Origin of the sequence: Pseudomonas sp. W15Feb34, assembly GCF_023127765.1 — a bacterium.
Lineage (GTDB): Bacteria > Pseudomonadota > Gammaproteobacteria > Pseudomonadales > Pseudomonadaceae > Aquipseudomonas > Aquipseudomonas synxantha_A.
On sequence record NZ_SPKN01000028.1, the window covers coordinates 1 to 22,937 of the forward strand.

At 60.3% G+C, this 22,937-nt stretch carries 20 protein-coding genes; 10 read left to right on the forward strand and 10 right to left on the reverse strand.

Annotated features, from left to right (window positions below):
- Positions 1 to 85: 85 nt before the first annotated feature.
- The 6 genes from E4O97_RS13490 to E4O97_RS13515 all read right to left on the reverse strand — a co-directional run bounded on the left by E4O97_RS13490 (position 86) and on the right by E4O97_RS13515 (position 7,315).
- Positions 86 to 1,825: a dipeptidase gene (locus tag E4O97_RS13490; protein WP_032877050.1), complete on the reverse strand. Its 1,740-nt coding sequence runs from the start codon at positions 1,823 to 1,825 to the stop codon at positions 86 to 88.
- A gap of 95 nt (positions 1,826 to 1,920) precedes the next feature.
- A complete protein-coding gene (locus E4O97_RS13495) occupies positions 1,921 to 3,138 on the reverse strand; it encodes a phospholipase D-like domain-containing protein (RefSeq protein WP_248161512.1) in 1,218 nt (405 codons plus the stop codon).
- 56 nt (positions 3,139 to 3,194) lie between these two features.
- On the reverse strand, positions 3,195 to 3,842 hold the full coding sequence (locus E4O97_RS13500; protein WP_005786664.1) for a MotA/TolQ/ExbB proton channel family protein: 648 nt from the start codon (positions 3,840 to 3,842) through the stop codon (positions 3,195 to 3,197).
- A gap of 24 nt (positions 3,843 to 3,866) precedes the next feature.
- Positions 3,867 to 6,152, reverse strand: a complete 2,286-nt coding sequence (locus E4O97_RS13505) for a TonB-dependent receptor (RefSeq protein WP_248161513.1) — start codon at positions 6,150 to 6,152, stop codon at positions 3,867 to 3,869.
- 24 nt (positions 6,153 to 6,176) lie between these two features.
- On the reverse strand, positions 6,177 to 6,905 hold the full coding sequence (locus E4O97_RS13510) for an energy transducer TonB (RefSeq protein WP_248161514.1): 729 nt from the start codon (positions 6,903 to 6,905) through the stop codon (positions 6,177 to 6,179).
- 2 nt (positions 6,906 to 6,907) lie between these two features.
- Positions 6,908 to 7,315 carry a biopolymer transporter ExbD gene (locus E4O97_RS13515; RefSeq protein ID WP_005786670.1) on the reverse strand — a complete coding sequence of 136 codons (408 nt, stop codon included), beginning with the start codon at positions 7,313 to 7,315 and terminating at the stop codon, positions 6,908 to 6,910.
- A 190-nt stretch (positions 7,316 to 7,505) separates the two neighbouring features.
- On the opposite strand from E4O97_RS13515, the gene E4O97_RS13520 reads away from it, so the two are divergent.
- Positions 7,506 to 8,060: a GNAT family protein gene (locus tag E4O97_RS13520; RefSeq protein ID WP_148852256.1), complete on the forward strand. Its 555-nt coding sequence runs from the start codon at positions 7,506 to 7,508 to the stop codon at positions 8,058 to 8,060.
- The gene (locus E4O97_RS13525; protein WP_032877046.1) at positions 8,057 to 9,631 is read left to right on the forward strand and encodes an alkaline phosphatase D family protein; all 1,575 of its coding nucleotides are present in this window, start codon (positions 8,057 to 8,059) and stop codon (positions 9,629 to 9,631) included. Before E4O97_RS13520 ends, E4O97_RS13525 begins: the two co-directional genes overlap by 4 nt.
- A gap of 65 nt (positions 9,632 to 9,696) precedes the next feature.
- On the opposite strand, the gene E4O97_RS13530 is transcribed toward E4O97_RS13525, so the two are convergent.
- On the reverse strand, positions 9,697 to 10,377 hold the full coding sequence (locus E4O97_RS13530; RefSeq protein WP_248161515.1) for an alanyl-tRNA editing protein: 681 nt from the start codon (positions 10,375 to 10,377) through the stop codon (positions 9,697 to 9,699).
- A gap of 89 nt (positions 10,378 to 10,466) precedes the next feature.
- Between E4O97_RS13530 and E4O97_RS13535 the strand changes: the two genes are divergently transcribed.
- A complete protein-coding gene (locus E4O97_RS13535; protein ID WP_078820764.1) occupies positions 10,467 to 11,441 on the forward strand; it encodes a LysR family transcriptional regulator in 975 nt (324 codons plus the stop codon).
- A gap of 60 nt (positions 11,442 to 11,501) precedes the next feature.
- On the opposite strand, the gene E4O97_RS13540 is transcribed toward E4O97_RS13535, so the two are convergent.
- Both E4O97_RS13540 and E4O97_RS13545 read right to left on the reverse strand, forming a co-directional pair.
- Positions 11,502 to 11,909, reverse strand: coding sequence for a PA2817 family protein (locus E4O97_RS13540; RefSeq protein ID WP_003190109.1), 408 nt, complete (start codon positions 11,907 to 11,909; stop codon positions 11,502 to 11,504).
- Positions 11,910 to 11,984: 75 nt separating this feature from the next.
- Positions 11,985 to 14,432 (reverse strand): acyl-CoA dehydrogenase, encoded by a 2,448-nt coding sequence (locus E4O97_RS13545; protein ID WP_032877043.1) that lies wholly within the window; start codon positions 14,430 to 14,432, stop codon positions 11,985 to 11,987.
- 191 nt (positions 14,433 to 14,623) lie between these two features.
- On the opposite strand from E4O97_RS13545, the gene E4O97_RS13550 reads away from it, so the two are divergent.
- The 4 genes from E4O97_RS13550 to E4O97_RS13565 all read left to right on the forward strand — a co-directional run bounded on the left by E4O97_RS13550 (position 14,624) and on the right by E4O97_RS13565 (position 17,801).
- On the forward strand, positions 14,624 to 15,283 hold the full coding sequence (locus E4O97_RS13550) for a transglutaminase family protein (protein WP_103735112.1): 660 nt from the start codon (positions 14,624 to 14,626) through the stop codon (positions 15,281 to 15,283).
- A 56-nt stretch (positions 15,284 to 15,339) separates the two neighbouring features.
- Positions 15,340 to 15,957, forward strand: a complete 618-nt coding sequence (locus E4O97_RS13555; protein WP_005786686.1) for a glutathione S-transferase — start codon at positions 15,340 to 15,342, stop codon at positions 15,955 to 15,957.
- Positions 15,958 to 16,092: 135 nt separating this feature from the next.
- Positions 16,093 to 17,025, forward strand: coding sequence for an ABC transporter ATP-binding protein (locus tag E4O97_RS13560; protein WP_248161516.1), 933 nt, complete (start codon positions 16,093 to 16,095; stop codon positions 17,023 to 17,025).
- A complete protein-coding gene (locus E4O97_RS13565; protein ID WP_005786689.1) occupies positions 17,022 to 17,801 on the forward strand; it encodes an ABC transporter permease in 780 nt (259 codons plus the stop codon). The genes E4O97_RS13560 and E4O97_RS13565 overlap by 4 nt, the downstream gene beginning before the upstream one ends.
- Before the next feature lie 81 nt (positions 17,802 to 17,882).
- Here the strand turns inward: E4O97_RS13565 and E4O97_RS13570 are convergent, their stop codons facing one another.
- The gene (locus tag E4O97_RS13570) at positions 17,883 to 18,422 is read right to left on the reverse strand and encodes a TetR/AcrR family transcriptional regulator (protein ID WP_032877039.1); all 540 of its coding nucleotides are present in this window, start codon (positions 18,420 to 18,422) and stop codon (positions 17,883 to 17,885) included.
- Between the two features lie 90 nt (positions 18,423 to 18,512).
- Between E4O97_RS13570 and E4O97_RS13575 the strand changes: the two genes are divergently transcribed.
- From E4O97_RS13575 to E4O97_RS13585, 3 genes are all read left to right on the forward strand, one after another.
- Positions 18,513 to 19,700 carry an MFS transporter gene (locus tag E4O97_RS13575; protein ID WP_248161517.1) on the forward strand — a complete coding sequence of 396 codons (1,188 nt, stop codon included), beginning with the start codon at positions 18,513 to 18,515 and terminating at the stop codon, positions 19,698 to 19,700.
- Positions 19,701 to 19,811: 111 nt separating this feature from the next.
- Complete coding sequence (locus tag E4O97_RS13580) at positions 19,812 to 20,960, forward strand: TDT family transporter (protein ID WP_103735114.1); 1,149 nt, start codon at positions 19,812 to 19,814, stop codon at positions 20,958 to 20,960.
- A gap of 59 nt (positions 20,961 to 21,019) precedes the next feature.
- Positions 21,020 to 22,894 (forward strand): MFS transporter, encoded by a 1,875-nt coding sequence (locus tag E4O97_RS13585; RefSeq protein ID WP_216090981.1) that lies wholly within the window; start codon positions 21,020 to 21,022, stop codon positions 22,892 to 22,894.
- Positions 22,895 to 22,937 lie beyond the last annotated feature (43 nt).

Below are 22,937 nucleotides of genomic sequence, written 5' to 3' on the forward strand. Positions count from 1 at the left end.
ATCAACCCAGCACTGCCGATCCCCTGTGGGAGCTGTCGAGCTTCAGCGAGGCCGCGAAAGCGGTGGTTCAGGCGATGAGGATGGGTCAGAGCTTCGGCAACTGCCCGACGCGGCCCATCATTTCAGTGACGATCTGCAGGTCCAGCAGGAACTGCTCAACCGTTTTGAACTCACTGTCGGTGTGCCCGGTGTACTTCTCTTCCGGACGGGCCAGGCCAAATTGCACCCCGTTGGGCAAGTCGTGCACCGAGGTTGCACCGGCCGAGGTGCCGAACTTGTGCGGCATGCCCAGGTTTTCCGTGGCGACCGCCAGCAAGGCTTTGACCCACTCACCTTCAGGGTTGCGGTACATCGGTGTATCCAGCGAATAGGCGAAGCTCACGTTGACCTTGGCTTGCTGGTTCCAGGCATTCAGTTTCTGTTCGATCTGTGCCTTGAGTGCCTCCGGGGTTTTACCCTTCGGCGCCCGCAGGTTCACCGCCAGCTTGAAGGCTTTGTCATCTAGGCCGACAAAGGTCGGCGAGGTGGTCAACGGCCCCATGAAGTCATCGGCGAAGCCCACGCCCAATTTGCCGCCCAGGTAATCCAGGCCCCAGTTGTCCGCTGCATAACGCGCCGCATCAGTGATGTGGTTGTGCTTGAGGGCAATCTTGCCGTCGACGCCGTGGATCAGTTCCAGCATACGAGCCACCGGGTTGACCCCGGTTTCGGGTTCGGAGGAGTGGGCGGATACGCCGGTGACAGTGAGTTTGACGTCCTTGCCATCGACCTTGGCGCTGACCTGGAAATTGCCGCCGTTGCGCTTGGCATAATCATTACCGGCCTGCTGCAGGCTGGCCGCTAACTCAGCAGGCTTATCGCTGACCAGCGTAGCGACCGAAACCGATGGAATCTGGTTGGTGGCCTTGCCGCCGGTCATTGCGATGATTTCCGCGCCTGTGCCTTCACCTTTGCGCACCGGGAAGGTCGCCATGACGGTGCCCGAGCCTTTCTCGGCGATCACCACCGGGTAGCCGCCATCCAGCGCCAGGTTGTATTGCGGCACGGGGTTGCGTTCGAAGTAGTAGGGAATCGCGTCACCGGCGGTTTCTTCGGTGGTGTCCACCAGCAGCTTGAACGTGCGCGCCAGCGGCAGTTTTTCTTCCTTGATCACCTTCATGGCATACATCGCCACGACGATGCCGTTCTTGTCATCTTCGGTCCCACGGCCATACATGCGGTCGCCGATCAGCGTGACCTTGAACGGGTCGAGCTTGGTGCCATCTTGCAGCACCCAGTTTTCCGGCGTGACCGGCACCACATCGGCATGGGCATGTACGCCGACGACTTCATCACCGCTGCCTTCCAGGGAGATTTCGTACACACGGTTATCGACATTACGGAAGTTCAGGTTGAAGGATTTGGCCAGGGCCTGGATCTTGTCGGCGATCTTGAGGAATTCCGGGTTTTTGTACTGTGGCAGCCCGTCTACGTTGAAGGTCGGAATCTCCACCAGTTCGCGCAAGGTTTCCAGGGCAGCCTTGCCGTACTTCACACGGGTGTAGATACCGAGCAGGCGATTGATCTCGTTCTGTTGCTCGGCGTTCAGGGTTTTGTTGTCGAGAAAGGCGCTGATAGCCGGGCCGACGTCAGCCGATTTACCCAGCTCGCCCTTGGCCAGGTTGCCGAGGAAGCTGCGGAAATCGGTGACCGATGTCTCGCCGAAGCTCTTCACAATCGCCGCGCTTTGGTCTGCGCTGATGTTGGCGAAAGCGGGGGTTGAGAGTGCCGAAAGGCTAGCCGCGAACAGGGTGGCAACGGCCAATTGCTTGAGTGGAAAGTGCATTGTTTAAGGCATTCCTTTGCAGGTAGTGAGTAGGGTGTTTCTGACAGGTAAGTCGGAAACATTTCCACACACTACCACTACTCAGGTGCCCAAGGTCAATGCTGGCCAGGATGGGGCTCAGGGTATTCATCCGTCACGCTCAAGGCTCTGGCGTAGGGCCCGTCCCACAGTTGCTCATGCAATTGCCCTACACGCCTGGCCATCGCTTCACTGCGCATCACCACCTCCAGATTGCGCGAGTTATCCAGGTAACCGCCCAACCAGTTGCTGGTGCCGATCCACGCCACTTGCCCGTCGATCTCCATGGTCTTGCTGTGGATCACTCGGGCATAAGGGATAAAACCTTGCTTGGCTTCGGGCAGGGTGACGATCTTGATTTCGACGTTGGGCAATACCGCCAGGCTCTTGAGGTAGGGCAGTTCCAGCTTGTCGGTGTTCCAGTTGGACACCATCAGTTTGATCGACACCCCACGGGCAGCAGCGGCACGCACGGCGTTGTCGATCACCGCGTAGTACGGGCGGGTTCGATCAGGCCCGTAGGACAGTGGCGCGTAATCGAGCAATTGCACACGCACTTCTTTTTTGGCTTCGCTTAGCAGGCGTGGCAGTTCCAGCTGTGAGTCGCCTACGCCTGGCGGGTTGTAGCGTTGCGGGCTGGCCACCAGGTAGTTGCCGGTGCGTGCGGGCGCCTGGCCGGTGGCCGGCAGCGGCACCGGTTGCTTATCGGCGAGCGCAGCCTGGGCTTGCCAGTCTTGATCGAAGATCGCCTGCACCTGGCCCACGACGGCTGCGTCACTGATGCGCAGCCCGGTTTCGTGGATATGTTCCAGGGAGCGCCAGTCGAAATTCTGGCTGCCGATAAACGCCTGCGTGCCATCCACCAGCAGGTATTTGGCGTGGATGATGCCGCCGCTCAGTTGCCCGTAGGGCAGCACCCGCAAGGTCAGGTTGGGGATTGCACGCAGGCGTTCCAGGGTGGCAGCTTCCGACAGCCTGATGCCTTTTTCTTCCAGCAAAAAACGAATTTTCACGCCGCGCTTGCCGGCAGCCTCAAGGCGTTCGATGACCGTGTCCATCACCGAGCCGGCATGGTCGACGGCGTAGAACTGGCCGATATCAATGCGGCTCTTCGCACTGTCGAACAGCTCGATCCATACTGGGCCAGTCTGGCGCAAATCGGCGGTGACCAGGGCGGTATCCACCGGCACGGTGTGCACCAGCTCAAACCCCGGAATGGAAAAGTCCGCCTGGGCCAGCGGACTGAGCAACACGCCGGCGAGGCTGGCGATACGCAACTTCATCGAAAGGGACATAGGCGTCTCATCGGACAAAACAAAGGGGCGGGCGTATTACGCGCCCGCCCGACGGGTCACGCTGTGCGGCTGTGCAGGGAGGTCGGTACAAGGTGCGGCACTTCGCCTTGTACGCGGGCTCCGCTGGCCGCGCGGATCAACAGGATCTTCAACTGGTCGTTGATGCGTTCCAGGCTGTCCTGGAAAAAGTTGTGGAACACTACGCAGAACAGCGCGATGGCAATACCCAGGCCGGTGGCGAACAAGGCCGTGCCGATACCACCGGAAATCTGCCCTGGGTCGGAAACACCCGCCGTGGCCAGCGCCTTGAAGGTGTCGATAATGCCGAGGATGGTACCCAGCAAGCCCAGCAGCGGGGCGGCGGTGGTAATGGTCTCGATGATCCACAGGCTGCGGGCCAGCGGGGCGCGTGTCTTGAGGTATTGGGTGTCGATTTCGTCGTCCAGGTCCTTGCGTGAACCGTTGGAGGCTTTCTGCGCCAGCACCGGCAGGATCATGTTCAGCGGCAGGCTGTCGCGACGGCTCAGGTTTTCCGGCAGGTCACGCTCGCTGTGCACGGGGGCGCCGAGGGCGTCGATCAACGCCCGAGCCTGGCGGCGCACGTAGGCAAAGTAGATGCCGCGTTCGATGGCGATGAAGATCGCAATGGCCATCGCTGCGTACATCACATAGAAGGTGACGTCGTGGAGCAGGTTCATATCCATGCTGGTGTTCCTCTTGGGTCAGTCTTAGAAATTCGCTTCCAGCGAAACCGTTACGGTGCGGTCCAGGCCAACGATGTAGGCCGGGTCGCCATCGCGAAAACCGCTGTAGCTGGCCGCGTTGGTCTTGGTGGTGTACACGCCGTCCAGGTACTTCTTGTCGAACAGGTTGTCGACGTTCAGGCGCAGGGTCGCGTCCTTGACGACTTTCTTGTCCACCGGCAGGTAGATACCGGCGCCAAGGTTGAACACGGTGCGTCCGGAAATGGCTTCGTCGTTGGTCAGGTCGCCATAGAGCTTGCTGGTGTACTTGCCGCCGAAGGTGCCGTAGAAGCGCCCGTCGTCATAACCAACGTTGGCCGCCAGCATGTTCTTGGGCACGTTGGCGAACTGCTTGCCGCTGGTGGGCAGCACGATGGGTTTGCCGGCGTTGTAGACGGTCATGTCGTCTTGCTGCTCGGCCTTGGTGTAGGTGTAGGAGGTGTAGTAGTTGAAGTGGTGGGGCAACTGGCCACTCCATTCCAGCTCCAGGCCTTTGTTGACCACGGAGCCCGCGTTGATGTCGGCAAAGTCGCCGTTGATGTCCCGGGACGAAACCTGGCGGTTCTTGAAGTCCATGTAGAACAGGGTGGCGGCCAGGGTCATGTCGTCGCCGCTGTAGCGCCAGCCCAGTTCATGGTTCCAGCTGGTTTCCGGTTCGGCGTCGATCGAGCCGGCGCCTTTGTCGTAGAGCACGTAGTTCTGCGGTACCCGCATGTTGCGCGACAGGCTGTAGAACAACTGGTCACGCTCGTCCAGCTGGTATTTCAGGCCGGCGTTGGGCAGCAGTTTGTTGTAGGTCTGGTTACGTTTTTCCGGGCGTTCGTTAAGGCTGCCATGGTTGGTGCCTTCACGCTCGACGTTCATGTAGGCCAGGCCGGCGATGAAGGTCCAATCCGGGTTGATGTACCAGGTGTCCTGGGCCCAGACCTTTTGCGCCGGGGTCACGGTGAAGCGGTCGCGCCCCTGGACCTGGTTGCCGTTGGCATCGACGATGGCGCTGTTGGAATCCGGCCAGGTGTCCACCGGCTTGCCGTTGCTCTTTAGGGGAATGAACGGCTGGGTCTGGCTCTGGCGTGCGCGCTCGTACCAGTAGCCGAATTGCAGGCTGTGGTCGCCCAGGTCCCAGGTCAGTTTGGTGGTGATGCCCGGCCGCCAGGTTTGCGTGCGTGAAGGGCGGTAGTACACGCCGCTGTTCGGTGTGCCATCGGCGTTGTACTGGGCGGCGGTGGGCAGGTTGCCGAGGTCGAACACGCCACCCTGATTGGAGCCACGGTTGAGTGCGTAGGCGGACGAGCCGACGCCGCTGCCGTTGCCCCAGTAGTAATACGGGATCACCGACAGCGCCAGGTTGTCGGCCAGTTTGAACTGGGTGTTGAGCACGGCGGTGAAGGTCTGGAACGGGTTCTGCGCCAGGGCGTAGTAGCTGTTGTACTTGCCGTTGCTGCCCACGCTCGGCGTGGCCGGGTAGGGATCGTACTTGCGGCCGTTCTGCTGGAACTGCGCCTTGGTCAACTGGCTGTAACTGTTGTTGTCCTGCTCGTGGTACTTGAGGATCAGGTTGGCGGTGTTGCCGTTGCCGGCGTCGAAGAAGCTGTTCCACTCCACCTTGTCCGCACGCACCGCGCCTGAGCCACGCCACATCTGCCCTTCGGTATGGGACACCGACAGCCAGTTGCTAAGACCGTTGATTTCACCGGTATTGAGGCGGGCGAAGGTCTTGCGCGTGGCGTTGCTGCCGACCACCTGTTTGACGAACGCGCCGGTTTCCTTGGTCGGGCGAATGGTCACGATGCCGATGTTGCCGCCACTGGAACCGATGTGCGGGCCATCGGCCTCCGAGGCACCCTGGGTGACGAAGATCTGGTCGATGTTTTCCGGGTCGCCCAGCAGGTTGGAGTACAGCGCGTAGTTACCGGAGTCGTTGATCGGCATGCCGTCCACCGACATGCCCACCTGGTCGGAGTTCATGCCGCGCATGGTGAAGCGAAAACCCGAGAGGCCGGTGTTGTCTTCACTGGAGATGTTCAAGCCTGGGGTGTACTTGAGCTTATCGATGGCATTGCCTGTTGCTGCCTGCTTGTCCAGTGCTTCCTTGGTCACCGTGGAGCGGCCCTTGATGCTTTCTTCCGGGACCATGTAACCGCCCCCTGCGCTCGCCTTGCCTTGTACCCCAATGGTGCCGACATCACTGTCGCTGGTCTCTGCCATGACCAGTCCCTGGCTCATGCTGGTCGCGGCAACGAGTGCCAGATGAATGCGGGTGAACTTCATCACTGTCGTCCTGATGTCGGGTGCTTATTGCACGCTGTAGTTGAAGGTGGCGGTGAAGCGCTGCTCATTGCGGCCCCCGAAGGCTTGTTCGGGGAACGGTTTGACTTGCTTGATGCGACGCAAGCTGTTGGTGGCGGCCCGGTTGAGCAACATGCTTGAGGCCTGAGTCTGTAAGCCGGAATCGAGCACACGGCCCTGGCGGTCCACCAGCAACCACACCACCACCTCGCCGCTGGGGCGTTCGAGCGACGCCTGGCGCCCGGTGGGGTACTGCTTGTAGGTGTCCAACTCGTTGCGCAAGCCTTTGAGGTAACCGCCTTCCAGGGCCTGGCCATCGACCTTCGGTGGCGCCGGTGGGGCGGGCGTCGGTGCCGTTTGGGCGACGGCGGCCGGGGCTGGCTTGGCGGCCACCGGTGGCGGCGTTGGCGCGGGCTTGGCGACCACGGGCGCCGGCTTGGGCACAGGTTTTGGCTTGGGTTTGGGTTCGGGTTTAGGCAGCGGCTTGGGCGGCTTGGGCGGTGGCGCCGGTTCGGCCTCTTCCTCTTCGATCACCGGCGGTGGCGGCTCTTGCTCCACCACCGGTTCCGGTATGACTTCCGGTTCCGGCTCGACCAAGGCCAATTCGACCGCCGACTCGTCATACACCGGCTCGACCTTCAAGGTCTGGGACTGGATACCCAGTGCAATCAGCACCAGGGCGATCAGGGCCGGGACACTGCCCAGCAGCTGACGCGCACGAAACAGAACGTACATGATCAAGACTTACGCGTAGCAATGGACACGGAGGTGAAGCCACCCAGGCGCAGGGTGTCCATCACTTCCACCAGGCGCGAAACCTCTACGCCTTTGTCGCTGTTGACGATGATCGTCGACTTGGTGTCGGGCTTCTCGGCCGCCTTCAAGGCCGGCACCAGGGCATCCACCGTCAGGTCCTTGCCGTCCAGTTGCAACTGGCCTTCCAGGCCCAGGGTAAGGATGAATTTGTTTTGCGGTTTGAGCTGCTGCGAGCTGCTGGCGCTGGGCAATTGGGTCTTCATGCCGAGCGCGGGAATCACGTTCAGGCTCACCAGTACGAAAAACACCAGCAGGAACATCATCACGTCGATCATCGGGATCAGTTCGATGTGCGCCTTGCGTTTCTTGGGTTCGTCCCAGGTTCTCATTCCGTTACCCCGTTATTGAATTAGGGGCAACACGCTAGCAAGCAAAAATGACCGAATGGTTAACTTTAATTGACGGTTTAAAGGCTCTAGGACGGGTCTTTCAGAAAACTTACCGGTCAGTTTTGGCACGTAATGAAACTGACACTCGGGGCGTACATGCTTGAGAAATTTATCTTGAGAGCCAGCTTCCATGGACACAGCATTGCCTCAATTGACTACCCCGCGGCTGCTGTTGCGAGCACTGGAAATGCACCAGGCCCAGTTGCTTTTCACGCTCGCCAACGGCCCGAAAATTGCCGACAACACGGCGAATATTCCATCGCCCTACACTCTGGAAACCGCCGAGGATTTTATTGCAGGGATTGCCGATAAATACCGCACTGGTGAACTGCTGAACCTGGGGATGCATGTGCTGGGCACACACGAGTTGATTGGCATGGTCAGCCTGCGCATCAATGCTCGTCATCACTATGGGCACTTGGGGGGCTGGGTGGCGGCGCACTGCCGTAACCAGGGGTTCGCGGCAGAAGCGGCAAGCGCGGTGATGGACTTCGGCTTCGGCGAGCTGGGTTTGCAGCGCGTGGGCAGCCAGTGCTTTGGTCGCAACAAGGAATCGGCGCGGGTCATGGAAAAGATCGGCCTGCGCTATGAAGGCTGCATGCGCCAGGCGTTTCTAAAGAACGGCGTGTATGAGGACTTGCTCGGGTTTGCCGCCGTGCGTGACGACTGGGAGCGCTGTCTGTGAGCGGCGGGGTAGACCACAACCGGCGCCGGATACTTGGCGGGCTGGCGGTCGCTACCGCGTTTTCGATCCTCAGCCCGTTTGCGCGCAGTGCCGGGGTGGATTATCCGTTCACCCTCGGCGTGGCTTCCGGCGACCCGTTGCCGGATGGCTTTGTGATATGGACGCGCCTGGCGCCGTTGTTCAACGCCGCGGATGGCCGTGGCGGCCTGAGTCGCTCAGTGCCAGTGCGTTGGCGGGTGGCCAGCGATGCGGCGATGACGCGTATTGTGAGGCAGGGGGAGGTGCTGGCGACGCAGCGTTTCGCTCACGCAGTGCATGTCGAAGTGGCGGGGCTGGCGGCGGATCGGCCGTATTGGTACCAGTTTGAAGGGCTCGGTGCGCAGAGCCCGGTGGGCCAGTCCCGCACGATGCCGCCGCTGCAGGCCATGGCATCGGCCCGGCTGGGGTTTGTGTCGTGCTCGCACTGGGAGCGCGGTTACTTCAGCGCCTACCGACACCTTGCCGCGGAGCAGCCCGACCTGGTGTTTTTCCTCGGCGACTATATCTATGACAGCTCCTACGCGGCGGATTCGGGCAAGGTTTTTCGTGCCCACGGCAGTGGCAATGCGCAAAGCCTGAGCGACTATCGCAACCGCTACGCGTTGTACAAGACCGATCCGGACCTGCAAGCCCTGCACGCCGCCGCACCCAGCGTGGCGACCTGGGACGATCATGAAGTGCAGAATGACTATGCCAACCGCTGGTCCCAGGATCCCAAGGTTGCGGTGGCGCAGTTTCTCCAGCAACGGGCGGCGGCTTACCAGGCGTTTTACGAACACATGCCCTTGCGCGCCAGTAGCGTGCCCAAGGGCGCGGACATGCGTATTTATCGACGTCTGGACTACGGTCGGCTTGTACGTTTCCATGTGCTCGACGGGCGTCAGTATCGTTCCGAGCAACCGTGCATCGCAGCCAATGGCAGCCACCAGGGGCATGTTGTCACCACCCCTTGCAGCAACTTGCGCGACCCCGCCCGCACGTTGCTCGGCTGGCAACAAGAAGCCTGGCTGGACCAGGGTTTTGCCCAGTCGAAGGCGCATTGGAATGTGATCGCCCAGGATTTGCTGGTGGCGCCGCTGATCCAGCGCGATCTCACCAACCACAAGCCGGGGCGCTGGACCGATGGGTGGGATGGCTACATGGCTAACCGCTCACGGATGCTGGCGTCGATTGTGCGCAATCGCGTGAAGAACCCGGTGTTCTGGGGCGGGGACATTCATTCGTTCTGGGCCACTGACCTGCATGCTAACGCCGACAATCCGGACTCGGCGGTGGTTGCCACCGAGTTCGTTGGCTCGTCGGTGACCTCTGACGGCCCGCCCTATGACGCGTTCATGAAGATCATGCCGCTTAACCCCCATGTGAAGTTCTTCGACAGCCGCCAGCGCGGGTATGTGTCGGTGGAGTTGGCGGCCGACAGCATGTTGACGAATTTTCGGGCGATCAGTGACCCGCGTGACCCGGCGGCGACGGTGTCGACGTTGAAGTCGTTCGTGGTCGAGCCGGGCAGGGCAGGGGCGATTGCCGTCTAGCCTATTTCTCTGTGGCGCATCGGTCCACTGTGGGAGGGGGCTTGCTCCCGATAGCGGTGGATCAGTTACAGGTAAGCTGACTGACACACCGCTATCGGGAGCAAGCCCCCTCCCACATTAGTTTCAATTTCATAGCGCACCGACAATGTGCCCTTTTTCTCCGATAGCGCCAGGATCGTCACCTGGCCCAGCTCGCTCAACGCTTGCACATGAGTGCCGCCACAGGCGTAAGCCGGCAATTCACCGAAGCCGACTTCGCGGGTGCCTTCATCCAGCGTCATATGCCGTGGATAGTCAGCGGCGATCCATTGGTTGACCCATTGCTGGAGCGTTTGCGCATCCATGTCTTGCGCGCTTTGGCCACGGATAAAGGTGATCTTGCCTTCGCCCGGCCAGTGGTGGGCCTTGATCGGCATCCAGCCCAGACGTTCGCCGGCGTTGCCGATCAAATGGCCCGCCGAATGCAAGCGGCTGTGCAAGGCTCGACGCTGTGCGTCGACTCGTGCAATGACCGGTCCAGGTTCCAGAGGCCGGTCGACGTAATGCACCACCTGTTCGGTTTCCTGCACGACCCGCAGTACCTGGCTATCGCCGAGCCAGCCGGTGTCGAACGGCTGGCCGCCGCCTTGGGGATGAAAAATCGTCGACTGCGCAATCACGGCGAATTGCTCTTCGTGCGGGGTGCAACTGAGCACTTCCAGCTCGGCTGTCAGGTGGTCATGGGTAAAAAACAGGCGCTCGGTCATGGTCTACATCCGCATCAGGGTTCTGTGGGCAGTATAAATAGTGCGCAGATGAGTGATAATCCGCTCAATTATCAATGGACCTGTGCGTCATGAGCATCAATCTTCCTTTGCCGTTGTTGGGTGAAATGGCGATTTTCGTCAAGGTCGTGGAAACCGGCAGCTTCTCCGAAGCGGCGCGGCAACTGAGCGTCTCCCCCTCGGCGGTGAGCCGCAGCATTTCACGCCTGGAGCAAGCCCTGGCCACGCGCTTGCTGCAACGCACAACGCGCAAACTGCGCCTGAGCGAGGGCGGTGAAGAGGTGTTCAAGCGTTGCCAGGAGATGGTCAGCGCGGCCCGCTCGGTGATGGAAATCAGCGGCCAGTTCACCGATGAAGCCGAGGGCCTGGTACGGGTCAGCGTGCCCAAGGCGGTGGGGCGGTTCGTGGTGCATCCGCATATGCCGGAATTTCTGCGGCGCTACCCCAAGGTGGATGTGCAATTGATCCTTGAAGATCGGCATGTGGACCTGATCGACGACAATGTCGACTTGAGCATTCGTATCACTGACAGTCCACCTCCCGGCCTGGTCGGGCGCCAGCTATTGCCCATCGAACACCTGCTGTGCGCGACGCCGCAGTACCTGGCCGAGCATGGCACCCCAAGCCATCCTCATGATTTGCTCGAGCACAGTTGCATTTACCTGGGGGAAACGTCCGGCGATTCACGTTGGAAATTTCGCCAGGCCGGCAAGGCGGTGACGGTTGGCGTACGCGGGCGTTATGCAGCGAACCACACTGGGGTGCGGTTGGATGCGGTATTGCAGCATGTGGGGATTGGCAGCTTGCCGTATTTCACGGCGCGGCATGCGTTGGCGGCGGGCCAGTTGGTGCAAGTGTTGCCAGCGTGGGACTTTATTGCGTCTTACCATGGCGAGGCGTGGTTGCTGCATTCGCCAACGCGGTACTTGCCGCCGAAGTTGCGGGTGTTTATCGATTATCTGGTGGAGTGCATGGCCAAGGAGCCAAAACTAAATGTGGGAGGGGGCTTGCCCCCGATAGCGGTCTGTCAGTCACCTTTACATTGACTGACCCACTGCTATCGGGGGCAAGCCCCCTCCCACATTTGAATCTCAGTGCTTGAAAAGTCAGTGCTTGCTCTGGTCCTGGGGCATGGCCAGCAGTTGCTTTTCCTGGTTCCAGTCGAACGGTTCGTCGTTCTGTTCGGCCTCATAGCGACGTTCTTCCAGGGCCTGGTACAGGTCCAGTTCTTCGTCGGGCATGAAGTGCAGGCAGTCGCCGCCAAAGAACCACAGCAGGTCGCGTGGCACCAAGTGGGCGATTTGCGGGTAGCGCAGGATGACCTGGCTCATCAGGTCCTGGCCCAGGTACTGGCTTTCGATCGGATCGATCGGCAACAGGGCGCGCAGTTCGTCGAAACGCTCCAGGAACAGCGAGTGGCTTTCCTCGGGTACCTGTTCGGCTTCGCCGACGGCAACCAGGATGCTGCGCAAGTGGTCGAGCAAGACGAGATGATCGGCAACGACGTTGGACACGAGATAAGTCCTCTAAAGCAAAAACGGGCGCGAGAGTATATGCCTCTCGCGCCCGTTTTTATATGACCGCCGGTATCAGCGGACTTTACCCTCAACCTGCATCAGCTCTTCCTTGCTGAAATCATCCACGTCAATCACCTTGCGCCGTGCCGCTTCGGCATCGCGCAGGGTTTGCGCTTCACCTGGTTGCAGCACGCCGGCATGCAAGGCGGCATCGATGGCAGACTCACCGGCAGTCGGTTTGACCTGCCCGCTTTTAAGCGCGGTATGCAGTTTTTTCTGCAACGGATGGCTGGCGCCGAGCAAATCGTAGGCATGTTGCAGAGCGCCTACTGGATCTTCCGCCGCTTGCGGTCGATAGCACCCGGCTAGCAGTTCTTCCAGGGTCGGGTCGCCCTTGGCACGACCGATTACCGCCGCCACTTCGGCATCCAGTGCATCGGAGGGCCCGGTATGCCGACGCCCGAACGGGAATACGATCACCCGCAGCAGGCAGCCGAGTACCTTGTTCGGGAAGTTGCTCAGCAGTTCATCCAGTGCGCGTTCCGATTCACCCAGGCTCTCTTCCATGGCCCAGGCAAACAGCGGCTCCAGATGGTCTGGCGAATCCAGGTCGTGATAACGCTTGAGCGCTGCGGACGCCAGGTACATATGGCTCAGTACATCACCCAGGCGGGCGGACAGGCGTTCGCGGCGCTTGAGCTCACCACCCAGCAGCATCATGCTCAGGTCGGCCAGCAGGGCAAATGCAGCCGCCTGGCGGTTCAGGGCGCGGAAGTAGCCCTGGCTCAAACGGTTGCCGGGGGCTTTTTCGAAATGGCCGAAGCCCAGGTTCAGCACCAGGGTGCTGGCGGCGTTGCTCACGGCAAAACCGATGTGTTGCATCAGCAGGCCGTCGAACTCTTTCAACGCCTGGTCATGGTCTTCGCGACCGGCCAGGGCCATCTCCTTGAGCACGAAAGGATGGCAGCGAATTGCACCCTGGCCGAAGATCATCAGGTTGCGCGAGAGAATATTCGCGCCTTCCACGGTGATGAAGATCGGCGCACCTTGCCAGCTGCGGCCCAGGTAGTTGTTAGGCCCCATGATGATGCCCTTGCCACCGTGCACATCCATGGCGTGGCTGATGCACTCGCGGCCACGCTCGGTGAGGTGATATTTGAGGATCGCCGACAACACCGAGGGCTTCTCCCCCAGGTCAACGGCATTGGCGGTGAGCATACGCGCGCTGTCCATCAGCCAGGCATTGCCGCCGATGCGCGCCAGGGCTTCCTGGATACCTTCGAAGGCTGACAGTGGCACATTGAACTGCTCGCGCACCTGCGCGTATTGCCCGGTCACCAGGCTGGTGAACTTGGCGGCGCCGGTGCCGACGGCAGGCAGGGAGATCGAGCGGCCTACCGACAGGCAGTTCATCAGCATCATCCAGCCTTTGCCGAGCATTTCCTGGCCACCGATCAGGTATTCCAGGGGAATGAACACGTCCTTGCCGGAGTTGGGGCCGTTCATGAAGGCAGCGCCGAGGGGCAGGTGACGACGGCCTATTTCTACGCCGGGCGTATCGGTTGGAATCAGCGCGAGGCTGATGCCCAGGTCTTCTTCTTCGCCCAGCAGGTGGTCTGGGTCATGAGCCTTGAACGCCAGGCCGAGCAAGGTCGCGACCGGGCCAAGGGTGATGTAGCGTTTTTCCCAGTTCAGACGCAGGCCGAGGGTTTCCTTGCCTTGCCATTCGCCTTTGCAGATCACCCCGGTGTCGGGCATGGCGCCTGCATCGGAACCGGCCAGCGGGCCGGTGAGGGCGAAGCACGGGATGTCGTCGCCACGCGCCAGGCGCGGAAGGTAGTGGTTGCGTTGTTCTTCGGTGCCGTAGTGCAGCAGCAACTCGGCCGGGCCCAGGGAATTGGGGACCATCACGGTGGACGCAAGGTCACCGCTGCGGGTCGCAAGCTTCATCGCAACCTGAGAGTGCGCATAGGCAGAGAAGCCCTTGCCGCCATACTCCTTGGGAATGATCAGGGCGAAGAATCCGTGGGTCTTGATGTGCTCCCAGGCCGCTGGCGGCAGGTCCATGGCTTGACCAATCTCCCAGTCGCTGACCATGGCGCAGAGTTCTTCGGTGGGGCCGTCGATGAACGCCTGTTCTTCTTCGGTCAATTGAACCTTGGGGTAGGCCAGCAATTTATCCCAGTCGGGGCGCCCGCTGAACAGTTCGCCGTCCCACCAGACGGTGCCGGCATCGATCGCATCGCGTTCGGTCTCGGACATCGGTGGCAGTACTTTCTGAAACCAGCTGAACAGCGGCTTGGTGAAGTATTGGCGGCGCAGGTCAGGCAGCAGCAACGGCGCGGCCACCACGGCGATGAGCACCCAGAAGATCAGCAGCAGCCAGCCCGGCGCGTGGCTCCAGGCGCCCATCGCCAGCAGGTAGACGGCGACCACGCCCAGGGCGGGCAGGGGGGCAGTTCGGCGGTGTGCCAGGTAGGCAATGCCGACCACCAGCACCAGTATCCACAACAACAGCATATGCAATCCTCCGTGAAACCAGGGGCGAAACCACCAGGGAGCTTAGTCCGCATCCGAACAAGCCGGGTGATCAGGGTGTTACAAGTTGTACTGGGGATACCCATCAGCAGGCGCCGACATTTGGCGTAATCGTCGTTATCTCTGTGGCAGGCCTGTCGTTAAACTCCAGGCTCACTTCGGAGATCAAGCTTATGAATGCGTACTTGAGTCCCAGCCGCTTCATCGATAGTGACCACCCTGCGGTGGTGGAGTTCGCCGAAAAACATCGCGGAACCCGCACGGATTTAAGTGACCAGGCAGTCAGTCTTTATTACGCCGTACGTGAGGCGATTCGCTACAACCCCTACACCTTCAGCCGCGACCCCAACACATTGAATGCCAGCTTCGCACTCGCTGCCGGCGAAAGCTATTGCGTGCCCAAGGCCACCTTGCTGGCCGCCTGCGCCCGTCACTGTGGCATCCCCGCGCGCATTGGCCTGGCAGACGTGCGCAACCACCTGTCCACACCGCGCCTGCTTGCCCTGCTCAAAAGTGACGTGTTCGCCATGCACGGTTATACCGAGCTGTACCTGAACGGCCGCTGGGTCAAAGCGACTCCGGCGTTCAATCAGCAACTGTGCGACGTGTTTGATGTGCCGCCACTGGAATTCGATGGCTTGCATGACAGTGTCTTCCACGCGTTCAATCGCCAGGGCCGTCGCTCAATGGAATATGTGGTGGATCACGGGCAATTTGCTGACGTCCCCGAGGCATTCTTTTTCGCGCATATCCGCCAGTGTTACCCGCACTTGTTTGCCGACAATGCACCGACCCTGCTGGGCGATCTGCAGGACGATTTAAGCCGTGGCTGATCCGGCGTATGCTGCTGCCTTCATCCAGCCAAGTTCATCCACAATAAGGCGCGGTCATGCTGAAAATCTGGGGTCGTAAAAATTCATCAAACGTCAGGAAAGCACTGTGGTGCGCCGAGGAACTCGGCCTGGACTATGAGGCAATTGATGCGGGCGGGGCTTTTGGTGTGGTCGACACCCCGCAATATCGGGCCCTGAACCCCAATGGCCGGGTGCCGATGATCGAAGATGGCGATTTTGTGCTGTGGGAATCCAACACCATCGTGCGCTACCTGTGCGCCAAACAGGCATCGGACTTCTACCCCAGCGACCTGCAAGCCCGGGCCAATGCCGAAAAGTGGATGGACTGGACCACCTCCACGCTCGCCGACCCGTTCAAGGCGGTGTTCTGGGGGATCGTGCGCACCCCGGCTGACAGGCAAAACTGGGACAGTATCAATGCCGGGCGCCAAGCCTGTATCGACGCGCTCAAAACCGTCGACCAGGCCCTTGCCGAGCAACCCTACCTGTCCGGTCAGGCGTTCGGCATGGGTGATATCCCTCTGGGTTGCTTCATCTATGCCTGGTTCGAGATGCCCATCGAGCGGCCGGCAATGCCCCATCTGGAGGCCTGGTACCAGCGCCTGCAACAGCGCCCGGCGTATCGCAAAGCGGTGATGACCGCGTTGACTTAATACACACTATTAATACGGGTGACTGTACTTGTGCGGCATGGGCAAGCACCATGCACGCATTGCATCGTCGGTTGAACTACCTGCGCTGCGCCCTCATCTATTCTTTCTATTCCCTTCTTTGGTGCGTATTCCGATATGAGTTCCGCTCTGTCCATCCGGCAGCTAACCAAAACCTACGGCAACGGTTTCCAGGCCCTGAGTGGTATCGATCTGGACGTCGCCGAAGGTGATTTCTTCGCCTTGCTCGGCCCCAACGGCGCCGGCAAATCCACCACCATCGGCATTCTCTCTACCCTGGTCAACAAGACCAGCGGCACGGTGAACATCTTCGGCCACGACCTGGACAAGTCCCCGGCGGCGCTCAAGCGCTCCATCGGCGTGGTGCCCCAGGAATTCAATTTCAACCAGTTCGAAAAGACCTACGACATTGTTGTGACCCAGGCTGGCTATTACGGCATCCCGGCGAAAATCGCCAAGGAACGCGCCGAGCAGTACCTGACCCAACTGGGCCTGTGGGACAAGCGCGATGTGCCTTCGCGCTCGTTGTCCGGCGGCATGAAGCGGCGCCTGATGATCGCCCGTGCGCTGGTGCATGAGCCGCGCCTGCTGATCCTCGACGAACCCACTGCAGGCGTGGACATCGAACTGCGTCGCTCGATGTGGACCTTCCTCACCGAGCTGAACGAGAAAGGCATCACCATCATCCTCACCACCCATTACCTGGAAGAGGCTGAGCAGTTGTGCCGCAACATCGGCATCATCGACCACGGCACCATTGTCGAGAACACCAGCATGCGCAACCTGCTGGGCCAGTTGCATGTGGAAACCTTCCTGCTCGACCTGAAGAACAATCTGTCGGTGGCGCCGCACCTGCTGGGTTACCCAAGCCGCCTGGTAGATAGCCACACCCTGGAGGTGCAGGTGGACAAAGCCATGGGCATCACCGCGCTGTTCACCCAGCTGGCGACTCAGAACATCGAAGTGTTGAGCCTGCGTAACAAAACCAATCGCCTTGAGGAGTTGTTTGTGTCCCTGGTGGAGAAAAATCTGGCGAAGGTGGCGGTATGAGTTCCGAACTGCAACCCAACCTTGTCGCGCTGCAAACCATCGTTTATCGCGAAGTGAAACGCTTTACCCGGATCTGGCCGCAGACCCTGCTGCCGCCGGCGATCACCATGGTTCTGTACTTTGTGATCTTCGGTAACCTGATTGGCCGGCAGATTGGCGACATGGGTGGTTTCACTTACATGGAGTACATCGTGCCGGGCCTGATCATGATGTCGGTGATCACCAACTCCTACGGCAACGTGGTCTCCAGTTTCTTCGGCAGCAAGTTCCAGCGCTCCATCGAAGAACTCATGGTCTCGCCGGTGTCACCGCACACCATCCTGATCGGCTATACGCTGGGCGGTGTGCTGCGTGGCCTGATGGTCGGGGTGATCGTGACGCTGCTGTCACTGTTCTTTACCCACCTGCAAGTGCATCATCTTGGGGTCACCATTCTGGTGGTGGTGCTCACGGCGACGATTTTCTCGCTGCTGGGCTTTATCAACGCCGTGTTCGCGCGCAACTTCGATGATATTTCGATCATCCCGACGTTCGTGCTGACGCCGCTGACCTACCTGGGCGGGGTGTTCTATTCCATTACCTTGCTGCCGCCGTTCTGGCAGACCGTGTCGCTGGCCAACCCGGTGCTGCATATGGTCAACGCCTTCCGCTACGGCATTCTGGGCGTGTCGGATATCAAGATCAGCGTAGCGATCACCTTTATGATCGTGGCGACCGTGGTGCTGTATATCGGTTGTGCCCGGCTGCTGGTGAGTGGGCGCGGGATGCGTACATAAGTACTGAGCTTAATGCAGTAAAAATGTGGGAGGGGCGGTGCGACGATTCGACTTGCTCCCACATTTGGTTTGTGTAGGTTTTTAGTTTTTCAGGGCCAGCTCTATCAGGGCATGCAGTTCTTCAACCGCCAAAGGCTGGGCCGAAAACAGAATACGAAACACCGTCGGCGCCGCGAGCAGGTTGATCAGCCGGTCGACGCTCGGTGGCGCTGATAGCGGATAGCGATCAACCATCACCTGCAACTGCCCGCTCAGGATGCTCACGCAATACCCCGGCGTCGGGCTGCTTTGCACGTCGCGCATCATATTGCGCCCAACGTCCGAACTCATCTCATCCAGATATTGCTCAGCCCAGGCTTGCAGGTCGCCGCGCAGGCTGCCGGTGTTGGCCGGTTCGGTATCGGGGCGCATACGTGCCAGGGCGACGTCGGCGAGCAGTACTGACAGGTCGCCCCAGCGCCGGTAAATGGTCGACGGCGTGACGCCGGCGCACGCCGCAATCATTGGCACGGTGACACCGGAACGCTCATGGGTTTCCAGCAATTGGCGCACCGCCCTGTGGACGGATTCTTGTACCCGGGCACTACGGCCCCCCGGGCGGAGGCCTTCTTTGATTGCCATGGGTAAAACCTTAACACAAAGAATTTGCTTTAAGCGCCAGCGAGTAGCACACTCTACAAAAGCAAAATATTAGCTTTAGCGGAGTGTGCCATGATCAGCGTCAATTCCCAGCGGTCCAGCCTGACGTTCCTCGTGATCACAGTGTTGACCTTTCTCGCCGCCTCCAGCGCGCCGACGCCGTTGTACCAGGTGTATCAGGACAACCTGCATTTTTCGGCCGCGATGCTGACGGCTATCTTTGGCGTCTATGCGCTAAGCCTGTTGGCGGCGCTGCTGACGGTGGGTTCGCTTTCGGATTACCTGGGGCGCAAGCCGGTGATCTTTGCCGCGTTGCTGCTGAATATCGTAGCGATGCTGCTGTTTATCAACGCGGACAGTACGGCCTATCTGCTCGCTGCACGTGCATTACAGGGTTTTGCGACCGGTACTGCCACAGCGGTGCTGAGTGCGACGCTGCTCGATACTGACCGGGTGCGCGGCCCGATGCTCAACAGCCTTGCGCCGATGCTGGGCATGGCCAGTGGCGGGCTGGGTAGCGGTTTGCTGGTGGAGTACGCGCCACGGCCGACGCAATTGATCTATCTCACTCTGCTGGGTTTGATGGTGCTGCAGGCCGTGTATGTCTGGCGGTTGTCCGAGACGGTCAGTCGTATACCGGGGGCCTTGAAGTCCCTGGCGCCCACCCTGCATGTGCCACCGCAAGCGCGTCGGGCCTTGTGGTTGGCGATGCCGTTGAATGTGGCGGTATGGGCGCTGGGTGGGTTCTTTTCTTCTTTGGCGCCTTCGCTGGTGCGGGTCGCCACCGGGTCGACCTCGCATTTGATCGGCGGGGGGCTGGTCGCGGGGGTCACGTTAAGTGGCGCGGTCATGATCTACAGCCTGCGCAACCGTGCGGCTGACAAGGTCATGCGCCTGTCGGCGGCGCTGCTGGCCGTCGGCATGGGGCTGTTGCTGGTTGCCGTACAGACGGCCAGCCTGTGGTTGTTCTTTGTCGCCAGTGTGATCGCCGGCTTTGGTTTCGGCGGCGGCTTTATGGGCAGCGTGCGCAGTATCGTCGGGTTGGCGTTGCCCCATGAGCGCGCGGGGTTGATGTCGGCATTCTATGTACTGAGCTACCTGGCATTCTGCGTACCGGCGTTGGTGGCGGGCAATCTGAGCCGGGAGTTTGGCCTCGTCGTCACCACCGATGGCTACGCTGCGGTCCTTATTCTGTTGGCGTTGGGGGCTCTTGGCGGGCAGTTGTGGCAGGGCTCTGCCCGGGGCCGGGCAGCTGCGTAGATATGGCAAATATCTATAAAGTAGATAACAGTTAGAGATATTACCCGTTATATAGATATTCATTCAGGTTCTACCATGACCTCAACCTCATGCGAGGAAGAGGATCAAATCATGACCTGCTCGACCACCCACCGTTACAAACCTTTCAGCCACCTGACCCGTCCCCGGGAAGTGATTCGCCAGTTCACCCCGAACTGGTTTGCCGCCACCATGGGCACCGGGGTGCTGGCGCTGGCCCTGGCTCAGTTGCCGGTCACTTTGCCAGGCTTGCACGCTGTCGCTGAAGGCCTGTGGATGTTCACCATCGGCCTGTTCGTGTTGTTCAGCGTGTTGTATGCCGCCCGTTGGTTGATGTTTTTCCACGAGGCGCGGCGCATTTTCGGGCACTCCACGGTTTCGATGTTCTTCGGCACCATCCCCATGGGGCTGGCGACCATTCTCAACGGATTGCTGTTGTTCGGCCTGCCACGTTGGGGCAGTGATGTCATCCCGTTGGCCGAAGCCCTGTGGTGGCTGGACGTGGCCATGTCCCTGGCCTGCGGCGTACTCATCCCGTTCATGATGTTCACCCGCCAGGAGCACAGCATCGACCAGATGACCGCCGTCTGGCTGTTGCCCGTGGTGGCGGCAGAAGTGGCGGCGGCCAGCGGCGGCTTGCTCGCGCCGCACCTGGCCGATGCCCATGCGCAACTGGTGATGCTGGTGACCAGCTACGTACTATGGGCGTTTTCCCTGCCGGTGGCGTTCAGCATCCTGACCATCCTGATGCTGCGCATGGCCTTGCATAAATTGCCCCACGCCAATATGGCGGCGTCGAGCTGGTTGGCGCTGGGGCCGATTGGTACCGGTGCCTTGGGCATGTTGCTGTTGGGGGGCGATGCGCCAGCGATCTTCGCCGCCAATGGCCTGGAGAATGTCGGTGAAATGGCCCATGGCCTGGGCCTGATTGCAGGTATCACCCTATGGGGTTTTGGCCTGTGGTGGATGTTGATCGCCGTGCTGATCACCCTGCGTTACCTGCGCGCCGGGATCCCGTTCAACCTGGGCTGGTGGGGCTTCACCTTCCCGCTGGGGGTTTACGCCTTGGCCACGCTGAAACTGGCGAACGTGTTGCATTTGGGGTTCTTCAGCATCTTCGGCAGTGCGCTGGTGGTGGCGTTGGCGTTGATGTGGCTGATTGTGGCCAAGCGCACCGTGCAGGGGGCTTATAAAGGCGAGCTTTTTGTTTCGCCCTGCATTGCAGGACTAGCGAATAAGTAAGCAGGATTAGGTAAAGTCGTGGCCTGATAAATAAAGGCCACGCAGGAACACGGACGACGATGAGCCATCCTTCCCAATTCACCCTGCTGCGCACACGGCGTTTCTTGCCGTTTTTCATCACCCAGTTGCTGGGCGCGTTCAACGACAACATCTTCAAGCAATCGCTGATCCTGGCCATCCTTTACAAGCTCAGCATCGAGGGCGACCGCTCCATTTGGGTCAACCTGTGCGCCTTGTTGTTTATCTTGCCGTTCTTTTTGTTCTCGGCGTTGGCCGGGCAGTTTGGCGAGAAATTCAACAAGGACGCGTTGATCCGTGCGATCAAGATCGGCGAGATCGTGATCATGGCCGTCGGCGCGGCGGGCTTCCTGACCAATCATCTTGAATTGATGCTGTTGGCGCTGTTTGCCATGGGCACCCACTCGGCGCTGTTCGGCCCGGTCAAATACTCGATCATGCCCCAGGCATTGCACGACGATGAACTGGTCGGCGGTAACGGCCTGGTGGAAATGGGCACGTTCCTGGCGATCCTGGCCGGCACCATTGGCGCCGGGGTCATGATGTCTTCCACCCATTACGCGCCGGTGGTGGCGGTGGCGATTGTCGGCGTGGCGGTGCTGGGCTACCTTGCCAGCCGCAGCATCCCGCGCGCGGCGGCTTCGACGCCGCAACTGCGCCTGGACTGGAATATCTTCACCCAGTCCTGGGCGACGTTGCGCATGGGCCTGGGGCAGACGCCGGCGGTGTCGCGTTCCATTGTCGGCAACTCGTGGTTCTGGTTTGTCGGTGCGATCTATCTCACGCAAATCCCGGCGTACGCCAAGGAGTGGTTGTACGGCGACGAAACCGTGGTGACCCTGATCCTCACAGTTTTCTCCGTGGGCATCGCCCTGGGCTCGATGCTGTGCGAAAAGCTTTCCGGGCGTAAGGTGGAAATCGGCCTGGTGCCGTTTGGTTCGTTTGGCCTGACCGTGTTCGGCCTGCTGCTGTGGTGGCACTCCGGCGGCTTCCCGCAGAACGTGCAAGCCAACGATTGGCTCGCGGTGCTCAGCTACGGCCAGGCCTGGTGGGTGTTGTTCGATATCCTCGGCCTGGGCGTATTCGGTGGCTTCTATATTGTGCCGCTGTATGCGCTGATCCAATCGCGCACTGCCGAGAACGAACGGGCACGGGTTATCGCGGCCAACAACATTCTCAACGCATTGTTCATGGTGGTCTCGGCCATCGTTTCGATCCTGCTGTTGAGCGTGGCCAAGCTGTCGATCCCCGAGTTGTTCCTGGTGGTGTCGCTGCTCAATATTGCGGTCAACACCTATATCTTCAGGATCGTCCCCGAATTCACCATGCGCTTCATGATCTGGCTGCTCAGCCATTCCATGTACCGCGTGGAGCATCGCAACCTGGAGGCTATTCCGGATGAAGGCGCGGCGTTGCTGGTGTGCAACCATGTGTCGTTTGTCGATGCGCTGTTGATCGGCGGCGCGGTGCGTCGGCCGATTCGCTTTGTCATGTACTACAAGATCTACCGTTTGCCGGTACTCAACTTTATCTTCCGCACCGCCGGGGCGATTCCGATTGCCGGGCGCCATGAAGATATGCAGATCTACGAACAGGCGTTCGCGCGGATTGCCCAGTATCTGAAGGAAGGTGAGTTGGTGTGCATCTTCCCGGAAGGCAAGCTGACAGCCGATGGCGAGATCAATGAATTTCGTGGTGGGGTGACGCGCATTCTGGAGGAGACACCGGTGCCGGTGATTCCGATGGCGTTGCAGGGGCTGTGGGGGAGTTTCTTCAGTCGCGATCCGCACAAGGGCTTCTTTCATCGGATCTGGTCGCGGGTGGTGTTGGTGGCGGGTGAGCCGATTGCTGTGGAGGCGGCAACGCCTGTGCAGTTGCAGGCAGTAGTGGGTGGTTTGCGGGGGAGTGTCAGGTAGTTTTCCGTTGTTTGTCAGGGCCTCATCGCAGGCAAGCCAGCTC